The organism is Pedobacter sp. ok626, from assembly GCF_900100435.1.
GTDB lineage: Bacteria > Bacteroidota > Bacteroidia > Sphingobacteriales > Sphingobacteriaceae > Pedobacter.
Map to the genome: position 1 here is coordinate 12,528 of NZ_FNEX01000018.1, position 19,261 is coordinate 31,788.

Consider the following 19,261-nt stretch of genomic DNA (forward strand, 5'->3'; position numbering starts at 1 on the left):
TATACAAAGGTAACTCTTACAATTGTCTCATTTTGTATTACCGCATATCTTTACTAAATTTAATCAATCATCCTTATCGCTCTATATGGAAATACAATCTGGCTACGCGACGCGCAGGCCCTTTCTTTTTATTATCCTTATCTACCTCGCTGCAGGAGTAGCTTGGCTATACCTTGGAAGCATCATTATTGGCATTGTAGATCGTAATAACCCACACGTAGATCTCCGCTATCTATATACGAGTAAAAACATTTCTTTCTTGCTTTTCACGGCGTCAGCTTTATTTTTTCTACTCAGAGCCCACCATAAACGTTTGTTGCGTGCAGAAAGCAATTACTTCCAATTATTCGAAGCCTCACCCGGAGCTGTATACGTAATGGATAAAACGACCTTCAGGTTTCTTGCCGTTAATGATGTAATGGTCAAAAAATACGGCTATAGTCGCGGACAACTGCTAAAAATGTCAGCCTTAGATATCCGTCCTGAAGAGGAAAGAAAGAAATTAAAGGATTACCTCTATTCCGACCATGACGAAGGACACGAAACAGGGATCTGGTTACATCAGAAAAAAAACGGCGAGCTTTTCTACATGCTCATTTCCCATCACTCTATAAAATTCAAGGACAAGGAAGCTTATATTGTTATTGCGATTGATATTGACCGAAGCGTCAGAAACGAGAGAAGACTCAAAGAGATTGCCTGGACAAACTCACATGAAATCAGAAAACCGGTAAGTAATATACTGGGATTAGTTCAACTGATGAAGGCAGAGCACCCTAATGAACCCAGGGATGTCAACATTATTAAAATGCTTGTTACTTCAGCATATGAACTTGATACCGTAGTTAAAAAGATCAATTCACATGCTGAAGAACTAGATAAGCGTCTCTAAGCGCCTGCTGCGCCCGGATCTTGCTTTGGAGGTCTTGGTCCTCGTTTATAAATCACAAGACCATTTAAAAAATTGCGTAGAATCTGATCGCCGCAAGGTTTAAAATTAGGGTGATCATCGCTTCTAAAAATATCTCCAAGCTCGCTTTTGCTAACTTTAAAATTTACTAGAGACATTATTTTCAATATATCGTCGTTGGTAAGCGCCAGCGCTACACGCAACTTCTTAAAGATATCGTTATTACTCATATTACATTGCTATTTCAATCTTTACCTTTTTGTTCTTTATTCTCTCGTTAGCCAGCGCACCTAAAATGCTCTTTACCATTTTACGCTTCACAGCTACATAAGAAGCCTGGTCTTTAACTTCAATCAAACCAACATCGTCTTTCTGCAAACCACCTTTTTTAAGTAACAAGCCAACAATATCTATCTTATTAACCTTGTCCTTTTTCCCTGCAGCGATATATAAAGTTTGCCATTCACTATCTCTTGGAAGACTAAAATTACCTTTCAAATTTTCTACTTCGATATCCCCCTTCAAGAAAGGATACTTTTCATCGTCAGCAACAATCAGGTAGGCTGTACCTTTTGCATTCATACGCGCGGTACGTCCGTTGCGGTGCAAAAATGCATCTTCCGTATATGGCAACTGGTAATGAATGATACATTCTACTTCAGGTATATCCAAACCTCTTGAGGCCAGATCTGTTGTAATTAAAATCTTAATACTACCATTCCTAAACTTTAACAAAGCGCGCTCACGCTCATCTTGTTCCATTCCGCCATGAAAAATATCGTGTGAAAGATCCTGATCGATTAGCAAATCACTAATACGATCCACGGTCTCCCTATGGTTACAAAAAATCAGCATGTTTTTATGTCCAACCTTACAGATCAGCTTTAACAATGTAGGTAGCTTATCTTCCGCAGTTGTCAACACCTTTTTCAACTTCAAATCTGGCGCTACAGCGGCATCACTTAAAAAGTTAATCTCAACAGGCTTACTAATCCCAGTAAAGTCAGGAATTTCTTCCATTGAAGTTGCCGAAGTCAATATTCTTTGTTTTAAAGACAGTAGCTTACGGATGATATACGACATATCTTCCTGGAAACCGAATTCCAATGCTTTATCAAACTCATCCAATACAAGCGTAGTAATCCCAGATTCGTCAAAATTCTCATGACGAAGGTGATATGCAATCCTACCGGGGGTTCCGATCAGTACTGCAGGTGGTTGTTCAAAATTGTTTCTTTCCGTTTTTACGGGGTGACCACCATAACAGCAGTTTACCTTAAAACCGGTCGACATTTGTCTGAACACCATTTCAATTTGCAAAGCCAGCTCACGTGAGGGCACTAATATCAGCGCCTGAACGCCATCAACATCTTTTTTTAAATTGTGTAATACCGGCAATAAGAAACCCAACGTTTTACCCGACCCCGTAGGGGCCAACAAAACTAAATCACTTCCAGTTTTACCAGCAGCAACTGTTTCCTGCTGCATTTGATTTAGGGAAGCAATTTTTAATTTCTCCAGTATCTTTTCTACCATCATGGCGCAAAGATAGTGGAATTAAGGCATTAAAACTTCAGATACTTCCTCCTTAGATACTTCAGCGAGCTATTTAGTCGCATATCCAGATTCATCAACATATGTCCCCGTTCAGCAATCCATGTCGTCATCTTTCGATTAACCCGCTTCACAGGCATATAAACCCGGTCCTCCATCATTTCTTGATAATCAACTGAAGCTCTGCTCTTTTGAAGCAGATAAAATTCATTTAACAATTCTGTCTTCATAATGCTTATATTTAGTTAACGATTCTTCCTATTTAACGAAAGCGCACTTACCTTATTATAACAAGGCTTCATCAAAAGAGTTTAAATATACAACTAAGCTGTTGACAACTAGACAATTGTTAACAATTAAACCGCAACAATTTAACACGTTTTTAATTTTATCCACTTATTTTTAAGAAACCTAAATACGGGTTGTTTACAAAACATCAATTAACGTATGAACTGGAAGAAATTTAGCGGCGAAATCATTCACTCTTCAATCCTCGAAGAGGTAGAAAACGCCATCATCAGAGAAAGCGACAACGGCTACAAGCTTAAGGTCTGCATCGGTACGGATTCACAGGTAAAAGGGGCACTCACCGATTTTGCAACGGTAATTGTCTTACTAAGGGAACACCATGGGGGTTTCATGTACATTCATCAGGAGAAAACCGCTCAAAAAATGAGTATCAAAGAAAGGATGTTGGTTGAAGTACAAAAGTCTATCGAAACAGCCTACTCCATTTGTGATCTTTTAGACCTCTACAATGTAGACCTGGAAGTACATGCAGATATCAATACCAACCCAATGTTCAAATCAAACAAAGCATTAAATGAAGCGATGGGTTATATTTTAAGTATGGGATTCATTTTTAAAGCAAAGCCCGAAGCATTTGCCAGCTCTACCTGTGCAGATAAAATGGTGCACTAACTACCACTTTTTAGCAGGATTTACAGGCTCGGCTTTTATTACCGGCAAAGCAACAGCTTTGTTCATCATCGCCGCTTTAAAACGTCCGGCAAAAACATTCACAGCGCTGGTTGTCGCCTTTAGGTAACCCGCCCATTCAGCTGCATTCAACTTTCCCGGTTTAGTCTCAAGCGGAACCCCAACAGTGGTTGAAGGAACGAAATTGCCATAACGATCCCGTTGGTATGGAATAAAATTAAAATCAGTCAGCCAAAAACGATACTTCCCATCCCTGATCTCCACATAAAAATTATAAAGCACCTCACCAGATGGGCGACTTAAAACCATTGCCGTTTTATTGACGATCAGTTTCCCTTCAGCCTGAAAAACAGAATCGCTTTCCCGGGATTTCAATTTTAATGATTTACTTGATTTTTTTAAAAAAGTAGCAGCCCTTGCACTCAACGAATCTTTATGTGCATCCTTTACTGTCACTACCTCATAATAGATCAGCTTACCCCTGTCATCGTTAGACAATGGCTTGTCTTGGGCAAAACCAACAGCAGAAAAAAACAATAAGATAGCTAGAGTTAAAGTTTTCATAATATAAAGATATAAAAAAGCCATCGGACAATCCCGATGGCTCATTATTAAATGTAATAGAGACTAAAATGCATAAACAGCAGCCAAAGAGAATTGTGAAGCCGATTTAGTTGGTGTAATACCATCACTTTTAAGGAAAGACTGTGAAAAGTCTTTATCATTATCAAAACGAACCTCAGGAATGAAAGTCAAACCACCTGCTTTGATATTTGCAGATAATGTTCCAGAAAGTACACTGGCATCATCCCCACCAGCAACACCTTTAAAATTCATGTATTCTGCTCTTACACCCAAGGCAACAGCAGGACTGAAGGCATATTGTGGATACAAAGCTACACCTGTATAACCAAAGTTATCACTGCCGGCACTAAGATCTGCAGCATTTAAGCCTATTTTAACTTTCTCAGTAACTTGATAAGAAGTTGTTAAATCAACAATCGTACTGTAGTTTCCATAAGCATCTAATCCATGTAAGCCATTTATGTAGGCAGTCCAGCCCTTAACGGGAGAAACCATTAATTGACCTCCAACACTTGACACCCCACGTGAAGCAGAATAAGAATTCCACTCATTAAACAAACCTAACATTAAGCTAACTTTATCAGAGAAAGCGTAAGTACCTTTAACTCCGGCATTCTGGAAAGGTCCGTAACTAAATAAATAAGAGGTCGAATAATTGAAGTTGGCTACTGGTGAAATTACTTCATAACCAATAAATGTACCCATGTAACCCGCAGTCATTGTAAACTTATCTGTGAAGGCATAGTTTACATACAAGTTCTGAATGTGAAAACTAGATGCTGAAACATCTCCACCCGCTGTTGAAGCTAATGAGCCATTAGGTATCGATTGTCCTTGTCCTCGTGGTCCAAAAGACAGTTCTCCAACAAACGACGCCTTACCTGTAGTTTTCTTTAAAGCGAGATCAACCATACCTAGTGAAACCGAATTCTGGTCAGTAACAAAGGATGTTTTGATATTTGGCGCTTTTGCGAAGTCATACTTGAAGTAAGTATCTACCGACCCTGAGATCTGCAATGGCGCTTCTGTAGTCTCTTGTGCATAAGTTGCAGAAGCGATAGTCAATGTTGCTAAAGTGAATAGAGATCTTAATTTCATAATCAATTGGTTTAGGTTGAGGTTGAGAATTTAAATGGTGAATAATTTTTACTTAAAAAGTATTTTCGACTTCCTGACCGGCTACGATCAAAGTACCTTGAGAATATTTTTCGTTGTGCTGACTTGCATCCAAACCTTCTTCTTCTTCTTCAGAAGTTACACGAATTGGCTGTACCAGGTTAATCAGTTTAAAAATCACGAAGGACATTACAAAACTGAAGATCACCACGATTACAACACCTTTTAATTGAGTTAGGAAGAATGCAGGGTTACCATACAGCAATCCATCAACACCAGCACTATTTACAGTCTTAGTAGCAAATACACCTGTCAACAACATCCCAACAATACCACCTACACCATGACAAGGGAATACATCTAAAGTATCATCTAATGAAGTTTTTTGTTTCCATGATACTGCAAGATTTGAAATTACCGCAGCAATTACACCGATGAAGATACTTGAAGGAATACTTACAAAACCTGCACCTGGAGTGATGGCTACAAGACCAACAACAGCACCGATACAGAAACCTAGTACAGATGGTTTTTTACCTCTGGATACATCAAAGAACATCCATGACAAACCTGCTGCACCAGCTGCAATATTGGTTGTTAAAAAAGCAGATACCGCTAAACTGTTTGCACCTAAGGCAGAACCAGCATTAAAACCGAACCAACCAAACCAAAGTAATCCAGTACCGATCAATACATAAGGAATGTTAGCAGGTGGTACTTCGCGGTGTTCAATATGTGATTTTCTACGTTTCAACACCAATGCACCAGCTAAAGCAGCCATACCAGCCGAGATGTGTACAACAGTACCACCAGCAAAGTCAAGTACACCCATTTTAAACAGGATACCTTCTGGATGCCATGTCCAATGTGCCAAAGGAGAATATACCAATAGCGAGAACAACACGATAAATAAGATGTATGAAGTAAAACGGATACGTTCTGCCACAGCACCTACCACCAAACCTGGAGTAATGATGGCAAACATCAATTGGAAAACAGCAAACAAAGAAAGAGGAATTGTTGCAGCCAAACTCCACGATGGGCTAGAGTTTACACCATGAAAGAAGAAAAAGGTTCTAGGATCTCCAATAAAACCACCGATAGTATTACCGAAGGCCAGACTGAAACTAACTACTACCCATAATACAGAGATTACCCCTGCAGCTACCACACTTTTAATCATGGTAGAGAGTACATTTTTACGATGAACCATACCACCGTAGAAAAAAGCAAGCCCAGGAGTCATTAAAAATACCAAGGCTGCAGCAATTAATACAAAAGCGATATCTGGTCCACTGTATTTTCCCTCATCAAAATTAGGAAGTAAGGGAATAAATAGGGCAAGAATTGCAATTATTAATAAAACTGCAAATGGGCCCCACTGTTTAAACAAAACTTTTGCCATAATGTTAGATTTTACTTGTTATAATTATCGGTTTATTTGATTTTTTTTATAAATCTACGGATTAATTCCAAAAAACAATATTCATAACTACACAATTTCAACGAAAACGTTATAATTTTCATTACAAATCATCAAAAAACATTAAAATTTAACAAAAACACAGTCAATATTTTGAAATAATCTAATATTGAAGATGAAAAGACCTCTATTTTTTGATAAATAAATAAAAATTACACAAAATCACATAAAAAATTAAAACCCAACATAAAAAGATGGACAAAAATCAAAAAACACAGAACCATACACAGAAATAAACCCCATATAAACAAAAACATCCCGAAATTCGGGATGCAAATAAAATTAACAGAATAAAATGTGATGGGTTGCCCTTATTTCGCTAGCGGTACGTAAGCACTGCCCTGCACTACCCCTCTTTTCTCAATCTCCTTATCAATATAGGTCTGAATGGCCGATTTGTTCAAGCCCCAATTGGGTGCAATCAGCAAATCCCAGTCAGATATACCAAATAAACGTTGAATAACCACATCAGGTCTTAGTAAAGGAATCAATTTGCATAACAAATCGGTGTATTCTTCCAGAGAAAACAGTTTAAATGGTTGTTTTTTATATTTTGCCCCCATTATAGAGCCTTCAACGATGTGAAGGTGATGGAATTTTACGAATTTAATCTGAGGGAATTTATTGATCTCATGGATATAGCCCAACATCATCTCTTCAGTTTCCCATGGAAAACCAAAAATAGTATGTACACAAAGATCCAGTTTAGAATTTTCAAGTAATTTAACCGCTTCTACAAACTCACCATGACTGCAACCTCTATTGATCTGATTTAGGGTCTCATCATATATAGACTCCATACCCATTTCAAGATCCACATCAAAACGATCAGTATAAGACTCAAGTAAAGCTACTTTTTCAGCATCTATACAATCTGGTCGGGTACCTACAGAAAAACCAACAACATCGTCGGTATTTATAGAAAGTGCCTCATCGTACATCATCTTTAAATAATGTACAGGTGCATAAGTATTGGTATTAGGCTGAAAGTAAACGATAAATTTATCAGCTTTATAGAAACCCTTTCCTCTTTCCATCCCCTGCTCTAATTGCTCGCGGATGGTAGGAAGCTTACGGGAAAGCTCAGGTGTAAAAGAATCAACATTGCAATAAGTACAACCTCCGTAACCTTTACTACCGTCACGATTAGGACAAGTAAAACCGCCATCAACAATTACTTTAAACACACGCTGTCCTTTATATTTTTGTTTAAGGTGCGTACCGTAATTATTATATCCCTTTATGCCTAAATCTAATAGAGTTCCCAATTGCTTATCTTTTATTTTTTGCAAAAGTACGGCTTTTTAATTTATTCTGCTGTCCTCCCCTAGTGAAGGACAGCAGAACGAATCATAAAATTACTTTAGCAAGTCATTTATGGCAGTAACTGCAGCCGCCTCAGAAGGCATTGGTGCATCCATATCCACTATTTTAAAGTCTTTATCAATCAACAGACTTCTTGGAATGCCTACAATATTATAAGCTTGCAATTTAGCTCTGTTAATCAACCATTGGTATCCATCGGCTTTGCGACTCTCCACACTTTGCTTCCATGGCTTTTCACTATCATCAATAGATAAGGATACAAAAACCACATTGGGGTTGTTTTTATATTGCAATTTAAGTTTCTCAAAATGCGGCATCTCCTGCATACATGGACCACACCAGGTTGCCCAGATGTCTACATAGATTACCTTACCTTTTAAGCTACTTAAGTTAACCTGATTTCCGGCCATATCAACTGTGCTGAAATCAACAGCAGTATCTCCTTTTCCAAATGACATTAAGTTTTCCAGCATTTTACGAGCAGCAGCCTTATAGCTTAGCGTTTTAAACACAGCAATTTTTGCCTCAAATGCAGCCAATTGCTTTTTATCGCTCACTTTATGCATATCTGTAACCAATGTACTCATCTCGTACCAATCCTTGATAGTTTGGATATCAGCAGCTTTACCACCTAGCTTTATCACTTCATCAGCGATATCACGGTACACTACCATTTTCATCAAAGAAGCATCAGTAAAACCTTTACTATATGTAACCACCTTTGAAGCAACTGATTTTACATAATTTTCAGCATAAGCTTTAGCGGCATCACCTTTTAATTTCAATGCATAAACACCATAAGTCTCTCCACTATTAATACTATTGATCAAATCTGCTTTAATACGGGCAGTTTCCAAACGTTTGAATTCCTTAGTTACATCTTTAACATTAGCTAGTTCTTTAGTACGCAAGGCTGCCTGCTCTTCAACAGCGATCACTGTCGCTTCAGGGCTTTCCTTCACATACTTACCAGCTTCAATAAAAGAACCTCCTTTTGGGAAAGGCGTATTCTTCATGTACATATTTGCAGCTGCACCTTGCCCTTTAAATGTAGCCAATTTGGGATTGCTTTTATCGATATACACTTCTAAATGATCACCAGGCGAAAGGTAAAGCGTATTACGGCCCAGGCGATAGTAATTAGGGGCAATTGCTTTAAACTTAATACTGAAATTCCCATTAGCATCCGGCACAACCATTCTTTCTGCAGAAGGAGGAAGCAAGTATTGATACTCTGACAAGTCTTCGATCTCCGCTTGATTGCTAAAGCCTTTCAGCTGGCCTTTAAGGGTAATGAAACCGGCTTTCTGCTGCCCAAATGCACTAACCATCGTAAATAAGGCCAGGCCAGCAATCATCCTAAGTTTTTTAAATATTTTCATGCTTATCTATTCTTAATTTTTATTCGACAACAACATACTGATCATCAACTCCAATTCATCCTCATTGTCGCCATCAGTCCTAAAGTTTGAAAAGATCAGGCGACCTTCTTTATCTATCAAAAAGTTAGTTGGTGCTGCATCTCTGTTATCTAAATTACCTTTAACTCTTCCAGCCACATCTTCTAATGGTGTAAAGCTATAGCCACTACCTTTCATAAAAGGCACAACATACTCGTTTTGCTCAGAAACGATATTGATACCAACATACTCAAGCCCTTGTCCTTTAAATTTACGCACTACATTCTCGAAATGGGGAAATTCTCCACGGCATGGTCCACAACCTGGAAACCAGTAGGTCAACAATACCACTTTTCCTTTATAATCTTCCAGCGCAGTAGAGCCTGGAGTCAGGTAATTTTTAAGCTTGAAAGGAGTAGCAACTTTTGCAACCCCATCCAAACGCTTCCAAATATCTGCATCAACCTGTGTCGAATTCTTGCCTAGTTTAACACCATAGCCATTGATAACAGTTCTCAATTTAACAGCTGGTTTCTTGGCAAAAGCAACAATTAAGCTATCGTACGCAGCGCCTGTTTTTCCAGCTTGATCATCGCTCTCTGCTTTTAGCAAAATCAATTCTTTATTGAAACTAAAATACCTTGGCAATTTCACTTGATTCAGCAAAGCCAGTGCTTCTGTAGGTTTTTGTGCATTCAATAAGCCCCTAGCCTCGGCGACACGTTGCGCTTGCACCGCTAAGTTTGTCCACTCCTTCTCCGATTTTTTATCTTTAAGCATTTCTTGTGCCAAAGCAACAGCCTTACCAGGATCCACGGCCAACAGAATATTAAAATATGAAGACATTCCGCTCGATGACCAGTTAAACTTTGCCGGATCAAAACTATCATGTAACAACTCAAAGTACTTTAATTTATCTGCAACATCTGAAGAGCGTGCAGCCAACCAATATAAGGCTTGCGCCCCTCTATCACTGGTAGAGAAACGTTTTGCAACATCCATAGTTAGCTCAAGGTAGCGCTTAGGATCTTTGTCGCGGAAACTACTTGAATAATAGAAAGCATAACTTGCATTTTGAGGATCACTTTCTGCAGCCTTTTTCAGATACACATCACCAGCTTCAAAATCCCCCCAACGCTGTGCATCTGTCCATAAACCGCCCCAGGCCTCAGTAAACTTCGGATCGATAGCCACCGCTTTCAATAAATATGGTTTTGCTTTTGGACTTTCCTCATCTGTATAAGCTTTGGCTAAGGCATAAGGCACCATAGCTGATTTTGGAAACTGCTTCATCCATTTATCATATTGGGCAACAGTTGCTGCACTATTTAAGATTGCCACTTTTATGTAAGCGCTATGTGCAGCTAAGCTATCAGGGTTAGCTTCTACCGCTTTAATTAATTTAGATAGCACTGCGCGATCAGCAACAACCGCTTGTTTTTTTATCTGAGCAGTAGCAAATAGCGGTAAACTAAGACCGCAAACCAGGGCTACTTTAATCCATTTTTTCATCATTATAATTTGGTTTTAGCGTAAGGGAAATAAAAAGGGATCTGAACTTAGCCAAACACCCTTTTTAACATTTGTATTAGTAGGGATTTTGTACAATCTGACCTTTACTGGCATCCATTTCGACACCATTAATAGGTACTAATAAGCGTTTTGAACTTAAAGTATAAGTTTTAGGCACATTTACATTTACACCACTAATACTTACCTCAAAGAAATCACGGGTAACTGTAACGTCATCTGCTAGATACTCATTTGCACCGAAACGACGAATGTCATACCAGCGCATCGCAAAAGGCATTTCTCTTCTTCTTTCTTCCAAGACCTTCTTTATCGCATCATCTTTATCTGTAGCAGTTAAAGCAATATAGGTGCTCATTCTTTTTTGTCTTAATATATTAACCTCAGTCATTGCACCTCCAAAGTCGCCGCTACGAGCCAACACTTCTGCTTTGTTTAGCAATACTTCAGAAAAAGTAGGCCCCTCAGGAATATATTGCCCATCAGCAAATATGGTATACCTAAAAGCTGCTGGCGTAACTACAGAAAATCTTCTTCCTCCGTTAGGGATCATAAAGCTCTTGTAGCGTAAATCATTTTGGGTATCGTACAAAGCCAACAAAGCTGTACTTGGTAAATACCATTGGCTACGTGTAGCAACATAACGGGTATAATAAAACTCAGACCAGTACAAATATTTAGACGCAGCCCAATCATTCTGTTCTACGTAATCCAATTTAGCTACCGGATTGGTATATGATTTAGAAATACCCGGTTTTAAAGTTTTATAATCTACTAATTTAGCAACCGTAGTTGTTAACGCTATATTTGCTTGCGCTATACTCTTATCATACTCCCCTGTGAACAAGTACACACGACTCATAAATGCAGCAATCGCTTTCTTGCTCACCCTCCAGGCGCGCATTGGATCAACCTCATCATTAGGTACTTTTTGTGCCTCCGCAATATCCGCTAAAATGAAATCATAAGTTTCCTTTAATGTAGCACGTTTTAAAGGCTCAGTATAATCTAATGTTTTCTTAAGTGGTAAACCTAAGCTGTTTAAATTCGCAGCACTATATGGTGCACAATAATAATTAGCCAATACCCAATAAGCATAGGCTCTGATGAAATACGCATCAGCTTTTACACGCTGCTTACGTGCTTCATCTCCCGTCACTTCATCAACATTTGCAAGAATAAGATTGGCGGTAAATATCTTTTTATATTCGCCAGCCCACAATGCATCTGCCGCAGCACCAACTACTCCATCCACACTATTCACGTAGTACTGAAGGTTATCTATAGTAAAAGCAACCGCATTATTTTTATACAAATCTTTAGTAATCTCTGTATCATCTGTAGAGTAAACAGCAGTGTTGCTGCTTACAGAAGCAAAAGCAGTAGCATTATCCACCAATGCTTCCAGCTGCTCCACAGTCTTAATGCTGGCTTGTTTTTTAGGCTCTTCTGAAAGGTATTTTTTACACCCTACAAATAGAATTACCCCAGTAATTATCAATAACGATTTTAGTAATTTCATAATATTTAGGTCTTAAAATTGAAGGTTTACACCGAAAGTATAAGATTGTACAGGTCTGTTTGTACCAGGCAACCAGTCTGGGTTGTACCCTTTACTGTTGGCATGCCATATCATACCCAGATCACGTGTCTGCGCAAAAATCTTAACATTATTTACCTGTATTGCTTTTGCAAGTTTTTTCGACAACTTGTATTCCAATGTAAGTTCCTTAAGCTCGATGTAAGAAGAGCTCTCAACCAAACTGCTCAAAGCTGGCGAATAGCGATCCCATAGATAAAGCTTGGTTTCATCCGGATTACCAAAACCAGGAACATTTGGATTACCAGCAAGTACATCACTGATGTATTTATTCACAAAAGTTTTATCGTAACCTACAGTAGTACTATATTGAAAACCAGGATTGCGGTATACACCCCCCATTTTACCCACAAATATTGCGGTAAGGTTAAAATCATGCACCCTGATGTTGTTTACCCAGCCTAAGGTATGTGGCGGCGTTGCCGTACCTTCATAATTCAAGAAAGGTAAGCCTAATCCTCTATTATATAAAGTAACATCATTTAACGACTGCGTAGTCCCATTTGGACCCGCAACGTATGGCACACCATCCTTCATACCTAAATAATCAAAAGAGTAAACCGCATTTACGGGTCTTCCCTCTACAAACGTACCTTCAATCATCTGGTACACATACAACGATGGATTGTACAAGCTATTGATGTTATTGTAATTATAAGCGTAGTTGAATGAGGTGGAATAATTAATTGATGTATTTGGAATTGCTATATTGGTACCTAAAGAAATTTCAATACCCCTGTTGGTGATACTCGCATTATTAAATTTTTGACTAGTTGTTCCTGTTGCAGCAGGTAAAGCAACCACACCGATAATACCTTCACCTCTTTTGTTGTAAAGATCAATTGATCCAAACAACTTGTTGTTTAGCAAGGCGAAATCAATACCAAAGTTGGTACTGGTCGTTTCTTCCCAACGTAAAAAAGGATTCCCATTGTCAGAAACAGTACCTGTGATTGTCCCTGTACTTCCATTAAGCCCCGATCCTATATTCAAAAGGGCCTTTGTAGAAGTACTACCATCAACGTTTCCATTCTTTCCATAAGTTAAACGAATATCTAAGCGATCTACCGCAGCAATGTTATCCATAAAGCGTTCATTCTTCGCATTCCATTTTGCCCCAACAGACCAAAGTGGCGACCAACGCAATTTAGGATCATCAGTAATAAAATTAGATGCGTCACTTCTTATACTTCCGGTTAAGGTATACTTGTTATCATAAGTATAAGATGCATTGCTATAGAAGGAAACAAATTTATCTCGCTTCCAATCAAACACCGTATTTCCACCGGGAACAATAGCATTTCCACCTTCAAAATCAGTAAACTGGTCAACCGAACTACCATAACCATAAGGCGGTGTAGTGGCCTGCAATTTATCACCATAATAACCATAAACATAAGGATTAGCTCGCTGGCTAGTAGTGTACTGCGCCAACTCCATACCTGCTATCACAGAGATACTGTGTTTGCTCCCTATATTTTTATCGAAATTGAATTGATTTCTTAACAAGTAACTTTCCAGGTCTGTATTATTGACATCATACGTGACACCATTTGATCTGGTAAACTCACGCCCTTTTAAAATACCACCCTTTGGAATGTAAGCTTTGCCCACAGTTTTGGTGGCATCATTATACACCGTCATTTTATTGATCAATCCCCTTGTAAAGAAGGTATTTTCATCAAAATAATCGTTGTAATCAGTTTTTGACCTTTCATATTGAAGCTTTGTGTCAAAGGTCAAGCCTTTCACGATTTTCAAGTTAAGTCCAGCTTGAATCCTTGCATTCAAGGTCTCGCTCTTCAAATTACGACCTGTCACTTCACGTAACAAGTTGTATGACCAATCCGAATAAGTAAATTTATCATATGGGATAAGTCCAAGTTGTTCACGGTTGTAATCTTTCAAATTCGTTCCATAACTCCCGTCTGGATTTAACAAAAGTTCATACGGAGAAAGTCCTTGGATTTCATCTATCGTTGCACCACTACTTTCCTGATCTTTATACTGCAAATTAGCAGAGATGTTAAAATTAAGGGCCTTAGAGATTTTAAAATCATTATTAAAATTCAAATTCACACGATCGTAACCGTTTTTAACGAATGAACCTTTGTTGTTCTCATACATTAAAGACATATATGTCTTAGAACGATCTGTACCCGACTGCAAGTTTATGTTATACTGGCTCAATACAGATTTACGCATTAACAAATCTTGAAGCTGCGATCTATTGCTGATTTTACTTAAACGATCAAGACCGGCATCCATATCCGCTTTACTCAAAGTACCAGCATCATTGGCATACAATAGCTCTTGCGCCAAAGTAAGCGATTTATAGATATCCCCAAAAGATCCTGCAAACTGATCAAAAACCCAATTGTTTTCAAAAGCCTTACGTTCATAAGCCACATGATCTGCGGAATTAGCTTGTGTTAGCGCCTGGTCAAGATCTACCCTATTGGATATCCTTGTAAATGCGCTTACATCAATCTTTAGTTTAGTATTTCCCTTTACTTTTTTTGTTACTACAACGATTACCCCATTTGCAGCACGCGCACCCCATATTGAAGCCGCAGCAGCATCTTTCAACACCGTTACCGACTCCACATCATTCGGATTGATGTCTGAAAAATCACTATTTGAAATTGGGAAACCATCTACGACAACTAATGGTTTTCTATCTGCATACAATGTACTATTTCCCCTGATCAGGAAATCTACACTACCGTCTGCATTTTCCTTTGCCTGCATACCTGCTACCGCACCCTGCAATGCAGATGATAAGTTAGAAACCGGACGATGATCTAAAGCCTCTCTGTTTACCTGGCTAAAAGAACCTGTAGCACGTTCTTTAGATATTTTCTGATAACCAGTTACCATTACTGCATCCAGATTTGATTCATCTGGTTCCATTTGTATTTTTAAGAATCGACCATTACCAACTGTCACCTCCTTTGTCTTATAACCAATGAAGGAAACTGTTAGAATGGTATTTTCCTCGACACCAGAAATCGAAAACACACCTTTACCGTTGGTAATCACGGCTTTTGTTCCATTCTTCACTTTAACAGTTGCACCTGGCAGTGGTTCCCCGTCTTCGCCTACAACCATACCATTAAAGATCATAAGTTTAAAAAAATTAACCACTTTATCTAAAATGGATTCATTTTTTTTCCTCACCACAATGGTATTTTGGTCAATCGCATAAGCTAAGGACTGCTGCTCAAATACATTATCCAATAACATACGTAGGTCTGTATTGGCAGCTTCTATATTTACAGGCTTTGCGTTTTTTAGTTCACTTGGTTGATATAAAAAGTCATAACCACTCTGACTTTTAATTTCTTTAAACAACTCTTGTAGGGTGATGTTCTTTTTTGACAGGCTGATTTTTTGCGCATAGCTTGCTGCACTTACCTGAACTAAGGTCAATAAAAGAACAATGCAAGTTAAGTTAATTCGCATGATAGTTCGTTTTGATGGTACCGGTATTTTTTGCCAAAAAAAGGCAATAAGAACCTGCAAAAATTGTAGGTAAATTTTCATACTTTTGATATGTTTTGGGTTAGTTGAAATGGTTGTTTACTGCAATTCTAGAGGGTAACCTAAACTTTACCGGGAGTGGCTCGAATCACTCCTGGTTTCTTGATTACCCAGTTATACGTAAAAATTAAGGCATAACGGTAATCCTCCTTTCTTCAATTTTAAAATGAATATCTCCTGTTAGCTCAAATTTTCTTAGTACTTCAGATATATTTTTAAAACGAGAAATCGACCCCTCAAAACGACGGCTAGCAAAATCGTTTGAGAAAACAACATCTACATTGTACCAACGCGCTATTTTACGCATGATACTACGCATTTCTTCGTTCTTAAACACGAAATAGCCATTTTTCCATGCCACCTCACTGGCTACATCTGCATTTTTAACACTCAGTTCATTAGCGTTTAGCAAAGCTTGCTGCCCTGGCTTAAGCATGATTTCAGCATTTGAAAGCTTACTTCCTATAGTCTTAGTCAAGACATTAACCTTCACAGCACCTTCTAACAAGGAAGTTCTAGTTTCCACATCGTTAGGGTAACAACTGATATTAAAGTGAGTCCCCAGCACTTCTACCGATTGCTCACTCGTCTTAACAATAAAAGACATTTTATGCAGCGCTTTACGACCAGCCGTAGCCACCTTTAAGGGTGCTACTTCAAAATACCCTTCCCCACTCAACTCAACCACTCGTTTATTTTGATGTGTAAAATCTGAAGGAAATTTAAGTACGGAAGCTGCGTTGAGCCATACCTTAGTCCCATCGGGCAAGTTAACTTGGTACTGCCCACCCTTTGGCGTTTCTATGGTATTGTATCCAGTAGCGATCGCTGTTTTTCCCTTAGCCGAAACTTCATAAACAAGCTGACCATCGGCAGTTTTTGTGACAGACACCCCACCTTGATCTGCAAGCTTACCACTGCTCGCATCATTCAATATAATTTTACGGCCGTCGGCCAAAGTCAACACAGCATTATTACCACCTGGCTTAACATCCTGTTTTGAGGTAATCCCCCCTTTAATGCCCGGTAAAGCGTTTTTATGTATATAAAAGAACAAGCCCATCGACACCGTAATCAATACTGCTGCAGCCACGGCAATTCTTTGCCATAATACATGTCCCACACTTCTCTTTTTAATTGCTGGCCCAGAAAAACGCTGATCACTAACGATCCGTTTGTACAGCATTTCTGATTGTAAATCAGAAAAAGGTTTTTCCATGGGTTGACTGTCCCAAACCTTTTGCATAAAAGCATGCAACTCTGCGTCTTGCTCAGACGAAACAACAAGATCCATCAGTTCAATGTAATCTTTCGGTTCAATTTTATTGCTAGAATAAGCAATCAGTAAATTTTGTAGTTGTTGCTTGTTCATTATTTCTTATTAATACTGATATTTACCCAGGGTTTATCAGATAATACACGGCAGACGACTTATATAACTAGTCGAATTGAAATTATTTTTTTTCTGACACAAATAGAATCAGCAATGAATGTACAAACACATGAAGAGGATCAGCTTATCGCTGGCTTACGCAATAGCGAAGAGTCTGCATTTGCCCTTGTGTTTAACATTTACAAAGCTAAGCTTTATAGTTTCGCCTGGCGTTTCCTAAAAAACAGGGAGTTGAGCGAAGAAATTGTACAGGAAACACTGATTATTTTATGGACAAAGCGATTGACCCTGGATATCAGCTACCCTTTGGGACCTTATCTGTATACCATTGCCCGCCGACTCACCCTCAATGCATTACGTAATGCGGCAACCGCCGGTGCTGCCCGAGAAAAGCTTTGGGCAGATCTTAAAGAGGCGCACAATGAGACTGAAGAAGCTATTCTATTGGCAGATCTAGAAGAGTTTACGGTACAAAGCGTGGCTAAACTTCCAAGCCAACAGCAATTGGTCTTTAAATTAAGTCGTTATGAAGGGCTTACACATGATCAAATTGCCGAAATGCTAAACCTTTCTAAAAGTACTGTAAACAACCATCTGGTCGAGGCACTTAAAAACCTTCGTCAGCAATTCAAGAATTCTGGAATATCGTATGGTATTTTATTAGCCTGGTTATTTTTAAAATAACCCTATTTGTGTGCGCGATTATTTATCTACACGCATAACTTCAATCTCGCTCATGTATTTGGTCAACGCGGCTTTATAGGTTAAATCCTGACCGGCTATATTGGTCAAAAAGCCTTTAAAGTCTTCCAAATCACCAACGGTAAAGCCCATTCTCACAAAGAGCTCTTTGTCCGTTTCCCAATTGTCCAGATTAATTTTCTTTTGCGCCAGTTCTTTATAGAGCACCAATCCTTTTATAAAATCCTTATAAGCGATAGTCTTTTTATAGTCGTTAAAGTAATCTATCAACGTTCTATAAGTGGCAGGCTTGCCAATCCTTGCCTGATCCAGCATTAAAGCACCAAGCATAGGGCCTTTCAAAAACACACTATCAATAGGTTCAAAATTACCACAATGCTTAAGGATGGCAATATCACGTTTCAGCAGGCTGTCCTTTTCTGATGATTTGTGCTGCACAAAGTATGGCTCTGTGTCTAAAAGCTTTTTACAATCAATCACCTCCTGCGCAGTAGCAGCAGTACATAGCAAAACGAATAAAGAAAGGATCAGGGATAACTTCATATGGAGTTGCAAAGGTATAATCTTATTGCTAAAAAGGCTATATCATTAACACCTTGTTCGATGTTAATGATACAGCCTTTAATTTTTTTATTAAATCTTACTAGTTAAGCTTAAACTCAACTCTACGGTTTAAAGCTTTACCCTCTTCTGTAGTATTAGGCGCAGTTGGTTGTGTAGCGCCAAAGCCTTTTACAATTAAGCGGCTCCCGTCAATCCCTGCATTTGTCAGGTATGATTTCACAGAGTTTGCTCTATCTACAGATAAAGACATATTGTGTTCTGCAGATCCTTCAATTGAAGAGTGACCATTGATCATAAATTTAACTGATGAATCTTTCTTCATTTCTGCAGCGATCTTATCCAACACCTCAAACGAAGCTGTTTTCAGTACGCCTGAGTTAAATTCAAACTGAACATTACTAAAATTGTAATCAGGTTTTTCCTCTACCGGTGCTGGAGCTGGTTTTGGCTCTGGTGCAGGCGCTTCTTTTTTCTCCTCTACCGGTGGTGCTGGTTGCTCAACTGGTGCAGGTGGTTTAACAATTGCCTTCTTTGTTTTACATGACTGTACGGAGATCGCAAGCAAGCCAATGGCCGCCAATAATAAACTGGTTCTTAAAAATTTCATTTGTTTATT

Annotated in this window: 17 protein-coding genes; 3 read left to right on the forward strand and 14 right to left on the reverse strand. The window is 38.6% G+C overall.

The genetic code is table 11. The features are described from left to right. Positions 1-85: 85 nt before the first annotated feature. Positions 86-892, forward strand: coding sequence for a PAS domain S-box protein (locus tag BLS35_RS21915; protein WP_090785573.1), 807 nt, complete (start codon positions 86-88; stop codon positions 890-892). Here the strand turns inward: BLS35_RS21915 and BLS35_RS21920 are convergent. From BLS35_RS21920 to BLS35_RS21930, 3 genes are read right to left on the reverse strand one after another with little or no spacing between them, the layout of a single operon-like run. Continuing rightward, the gene (locus BLS35_RS21920) at positions 889-1,140 is read right to left on the reverse strand and encodes a DUF1456 family protein (protein ID WP_090785574.1); all 252 of its coding nucleotides are present in this window, start codon (positions 1,138-1,140) and stop codon (positions 889-891) included. The genes BLS35_RS21915 and BLS35_RS21920 overlap by 4 nt on opposite strands. Before the next feature lies 1 nt (position 1,141). After that, positions 1,142-2,449, reverse strand: a complete 1,308-nt coding sequence (locus BLS35_RS21925) for a DEAD/DEAH box helicase (protein ID WP_090785575.1) — start codon at positions 2,447-2,449, stop codon at positions 1,142-1,144. Between the two features lie 26 nt (positions 2,450-2,475). Next, positions 2,476-2,694, reverse strand: coding sequence for a hypothetical protein (locus tag BLS35_RS21930; protein WP_090785576.1), 219 nt, complete (start codon positions 2,692-2,694; stop codon positions 2,476-2,478). A 217-nt stretch (positions 2,695-2,911) separates the two neighbouring features. On the opposite strand from BLS35_RS21930, the gene BLS35_RS21935 reads away from it, so the two are divergent. Then, positions 2,912-3,385, forward strand: coding sequence for a ribonuclease H-like YkuK family protein (locus BLS35_RS21935; RefSeq protein ID WP_090785577.1), 474 nt, complete (start codon positions 2,912-2,914; stop codon positions 3,383-3,385). On the opposite strand, the gene BLS35_RS21940 is transcribed toward BLS35_RS21935, so the two are convergent. The 9 genes from BLS35_RS21940 to BLS35_RS21980 all read right to left on the reverse strand — a co-directional run bounded on the left by BLS35_RS21940 (position 3,386) and on the right by BLS35_RS21980 (position 17,358). After that, the gene (locus BLS35_RS21940) at positions 3,386-3,967 is read right to left on the reverse strand and encodes a DUF4468 domain-containing protein (protein WP_090785668.1); all 582 of its coding nucleotides are present in this window, start codon (positions 3,965-3,967) and stop codon (positions 3,386-3,388) included. Between the two features lie 63 nt (positions 3,968-4,030). Continuing rightward, on the reverse strand, positions 4,031-5,086 hold the full coding sequence (locus BLS35_RS21945) for a porin (RefSeq protein WP_090785578.1): 1,056 nt from the start codon (positions 5,084-5,086) through the stop codon (positions 4,031-4,033). A 52-nt stretch (positions 5,087-5,138) separates the two neighbouring features. Continuing rightward, complete coding sequence (locus BLS35_RS21950) at positions 5,139-6,509, reverse strand: ammonium transporter (protein ID WP_090785579.1); 1,371 nt, start codon at positions 6,507-6,509, stop codon at positions 5,139-5,141. Positions 6,510-6,898: 389 nt separating this feature from the next. Next, positions 6,899-7,855, reverse strand: coding sequence for a tRNA modification radical SAM protein MnmL/YtqA (locus tag BLS35_RS21955; protein ID WP_090785580.1), 957 nt, complete (start codon positions 7,853-7,855; stop codon positions 6,899-6,901). 90 nt (positions 7,856-7,945) lie between these two features. Then, positions 7,946-9,295 (reverse strand): TlpA family protein disulfide reductase, encoded by a 1,350-nt coding sequence (locus BLS35_RS21960; RefSeq protein ID WP_090785581.1) that lies wholly within the window; start codon positions 9,293-9,295, stop codon positions 7,946-7,948. Positions 9,296-9,307: 12 nt separating this feature from the next. Beyond that, the gene (locus BLS35_RS21965) at positions 9,308-10,828 is read right to left on the reverse strand and encodes a redoxin domain-containing protein (RefSeq protein ID WP_090785582.1); all 1,521 of its coding nucleotides are present in this window, start codon (positions 10,826-10,828) and stop codon (positions 9,308-9,310) included. A 73-nt stretch (positions 10,829-10,901) separates the two neighbouring features. Then, positions 10,902-12,365, reverse strand: a complete 1,464-nt coding sequence (locus BLS35_RS21970; RefSeq protein WP_090785583.1) for a RagB/SusD family nutrient uptake outer membrane protein — start codon at positions 12,363-12,365, stop codon at positions 10,902-10,904. A 12-nt stretch (positions 12,366-12,377) separates the two neighbouring features. Then, a complete protein-coding gene (locus BLS35_RS21975; protein ID WP_165973339.1) occupies positions 12,378-15,908 on the reverse strand; it encodes a SusC/RagA family TonB-linked outer membrane protein in 3,531 nt (1,176 codons plus the stop codon). Between the two features lie 205 nt (positions 15,909-16,113). Then, positions 16,114-17,358: a FecR family protein gene (locus tag BLS35_RS21980; RefSeq protein WP_090785585.1), complete on the reverse strand. Its 1,245-nt coding sequence runs from the start codon at positions 17,356-17,358 to the stop codon at positions 16,114-16,116. A gap of 114 nt (positions 17,359-17,472) precedes the next feature. Between BLS35_RS21980 and BLS35_RS21985 the strand changes: the two genes are divergently transcribed. After that, on the forward strand, positions 17,473-18,063 hold the full coding sequence (locus tag BLS35_RS21985; protein ID WP_090785586.1) for an RNA polymerase sigma factor: 591 nt from the start codon (positions 17,473-17,475) through the stop codon (positions 18,061-18,063). Positions 18,064-18,081: 18 nt separating this feature from the next. Here the strand turns inward: BLS35_RS21985 and BLS35_RS21990 are convergent, their stop codons facing one another. Continuing rightward, positions 18,082-18,624, reverse strand: coding sequence for a hypothetical protein (locus tag BLS35_RS21990; RefSeq protein ID WP_090785587.1), 543 nt, complete (start codon positions 18,622-18,624; stop codon positions 18,082-18,084). A gap of 100 nt (positions 18,625-18,724) precedes the next feature. Further along, a complete protein-coding gene (locus BLS35_RS21995; protein WP_090785588.1) occupies positions 18,725-19,252 on the reverse strand; it encodes an OmpA family protein in 528 nt (175 codons plus the stop codon). Positions 19,253-19,261 lie beyond the last annotated feature (9 nt).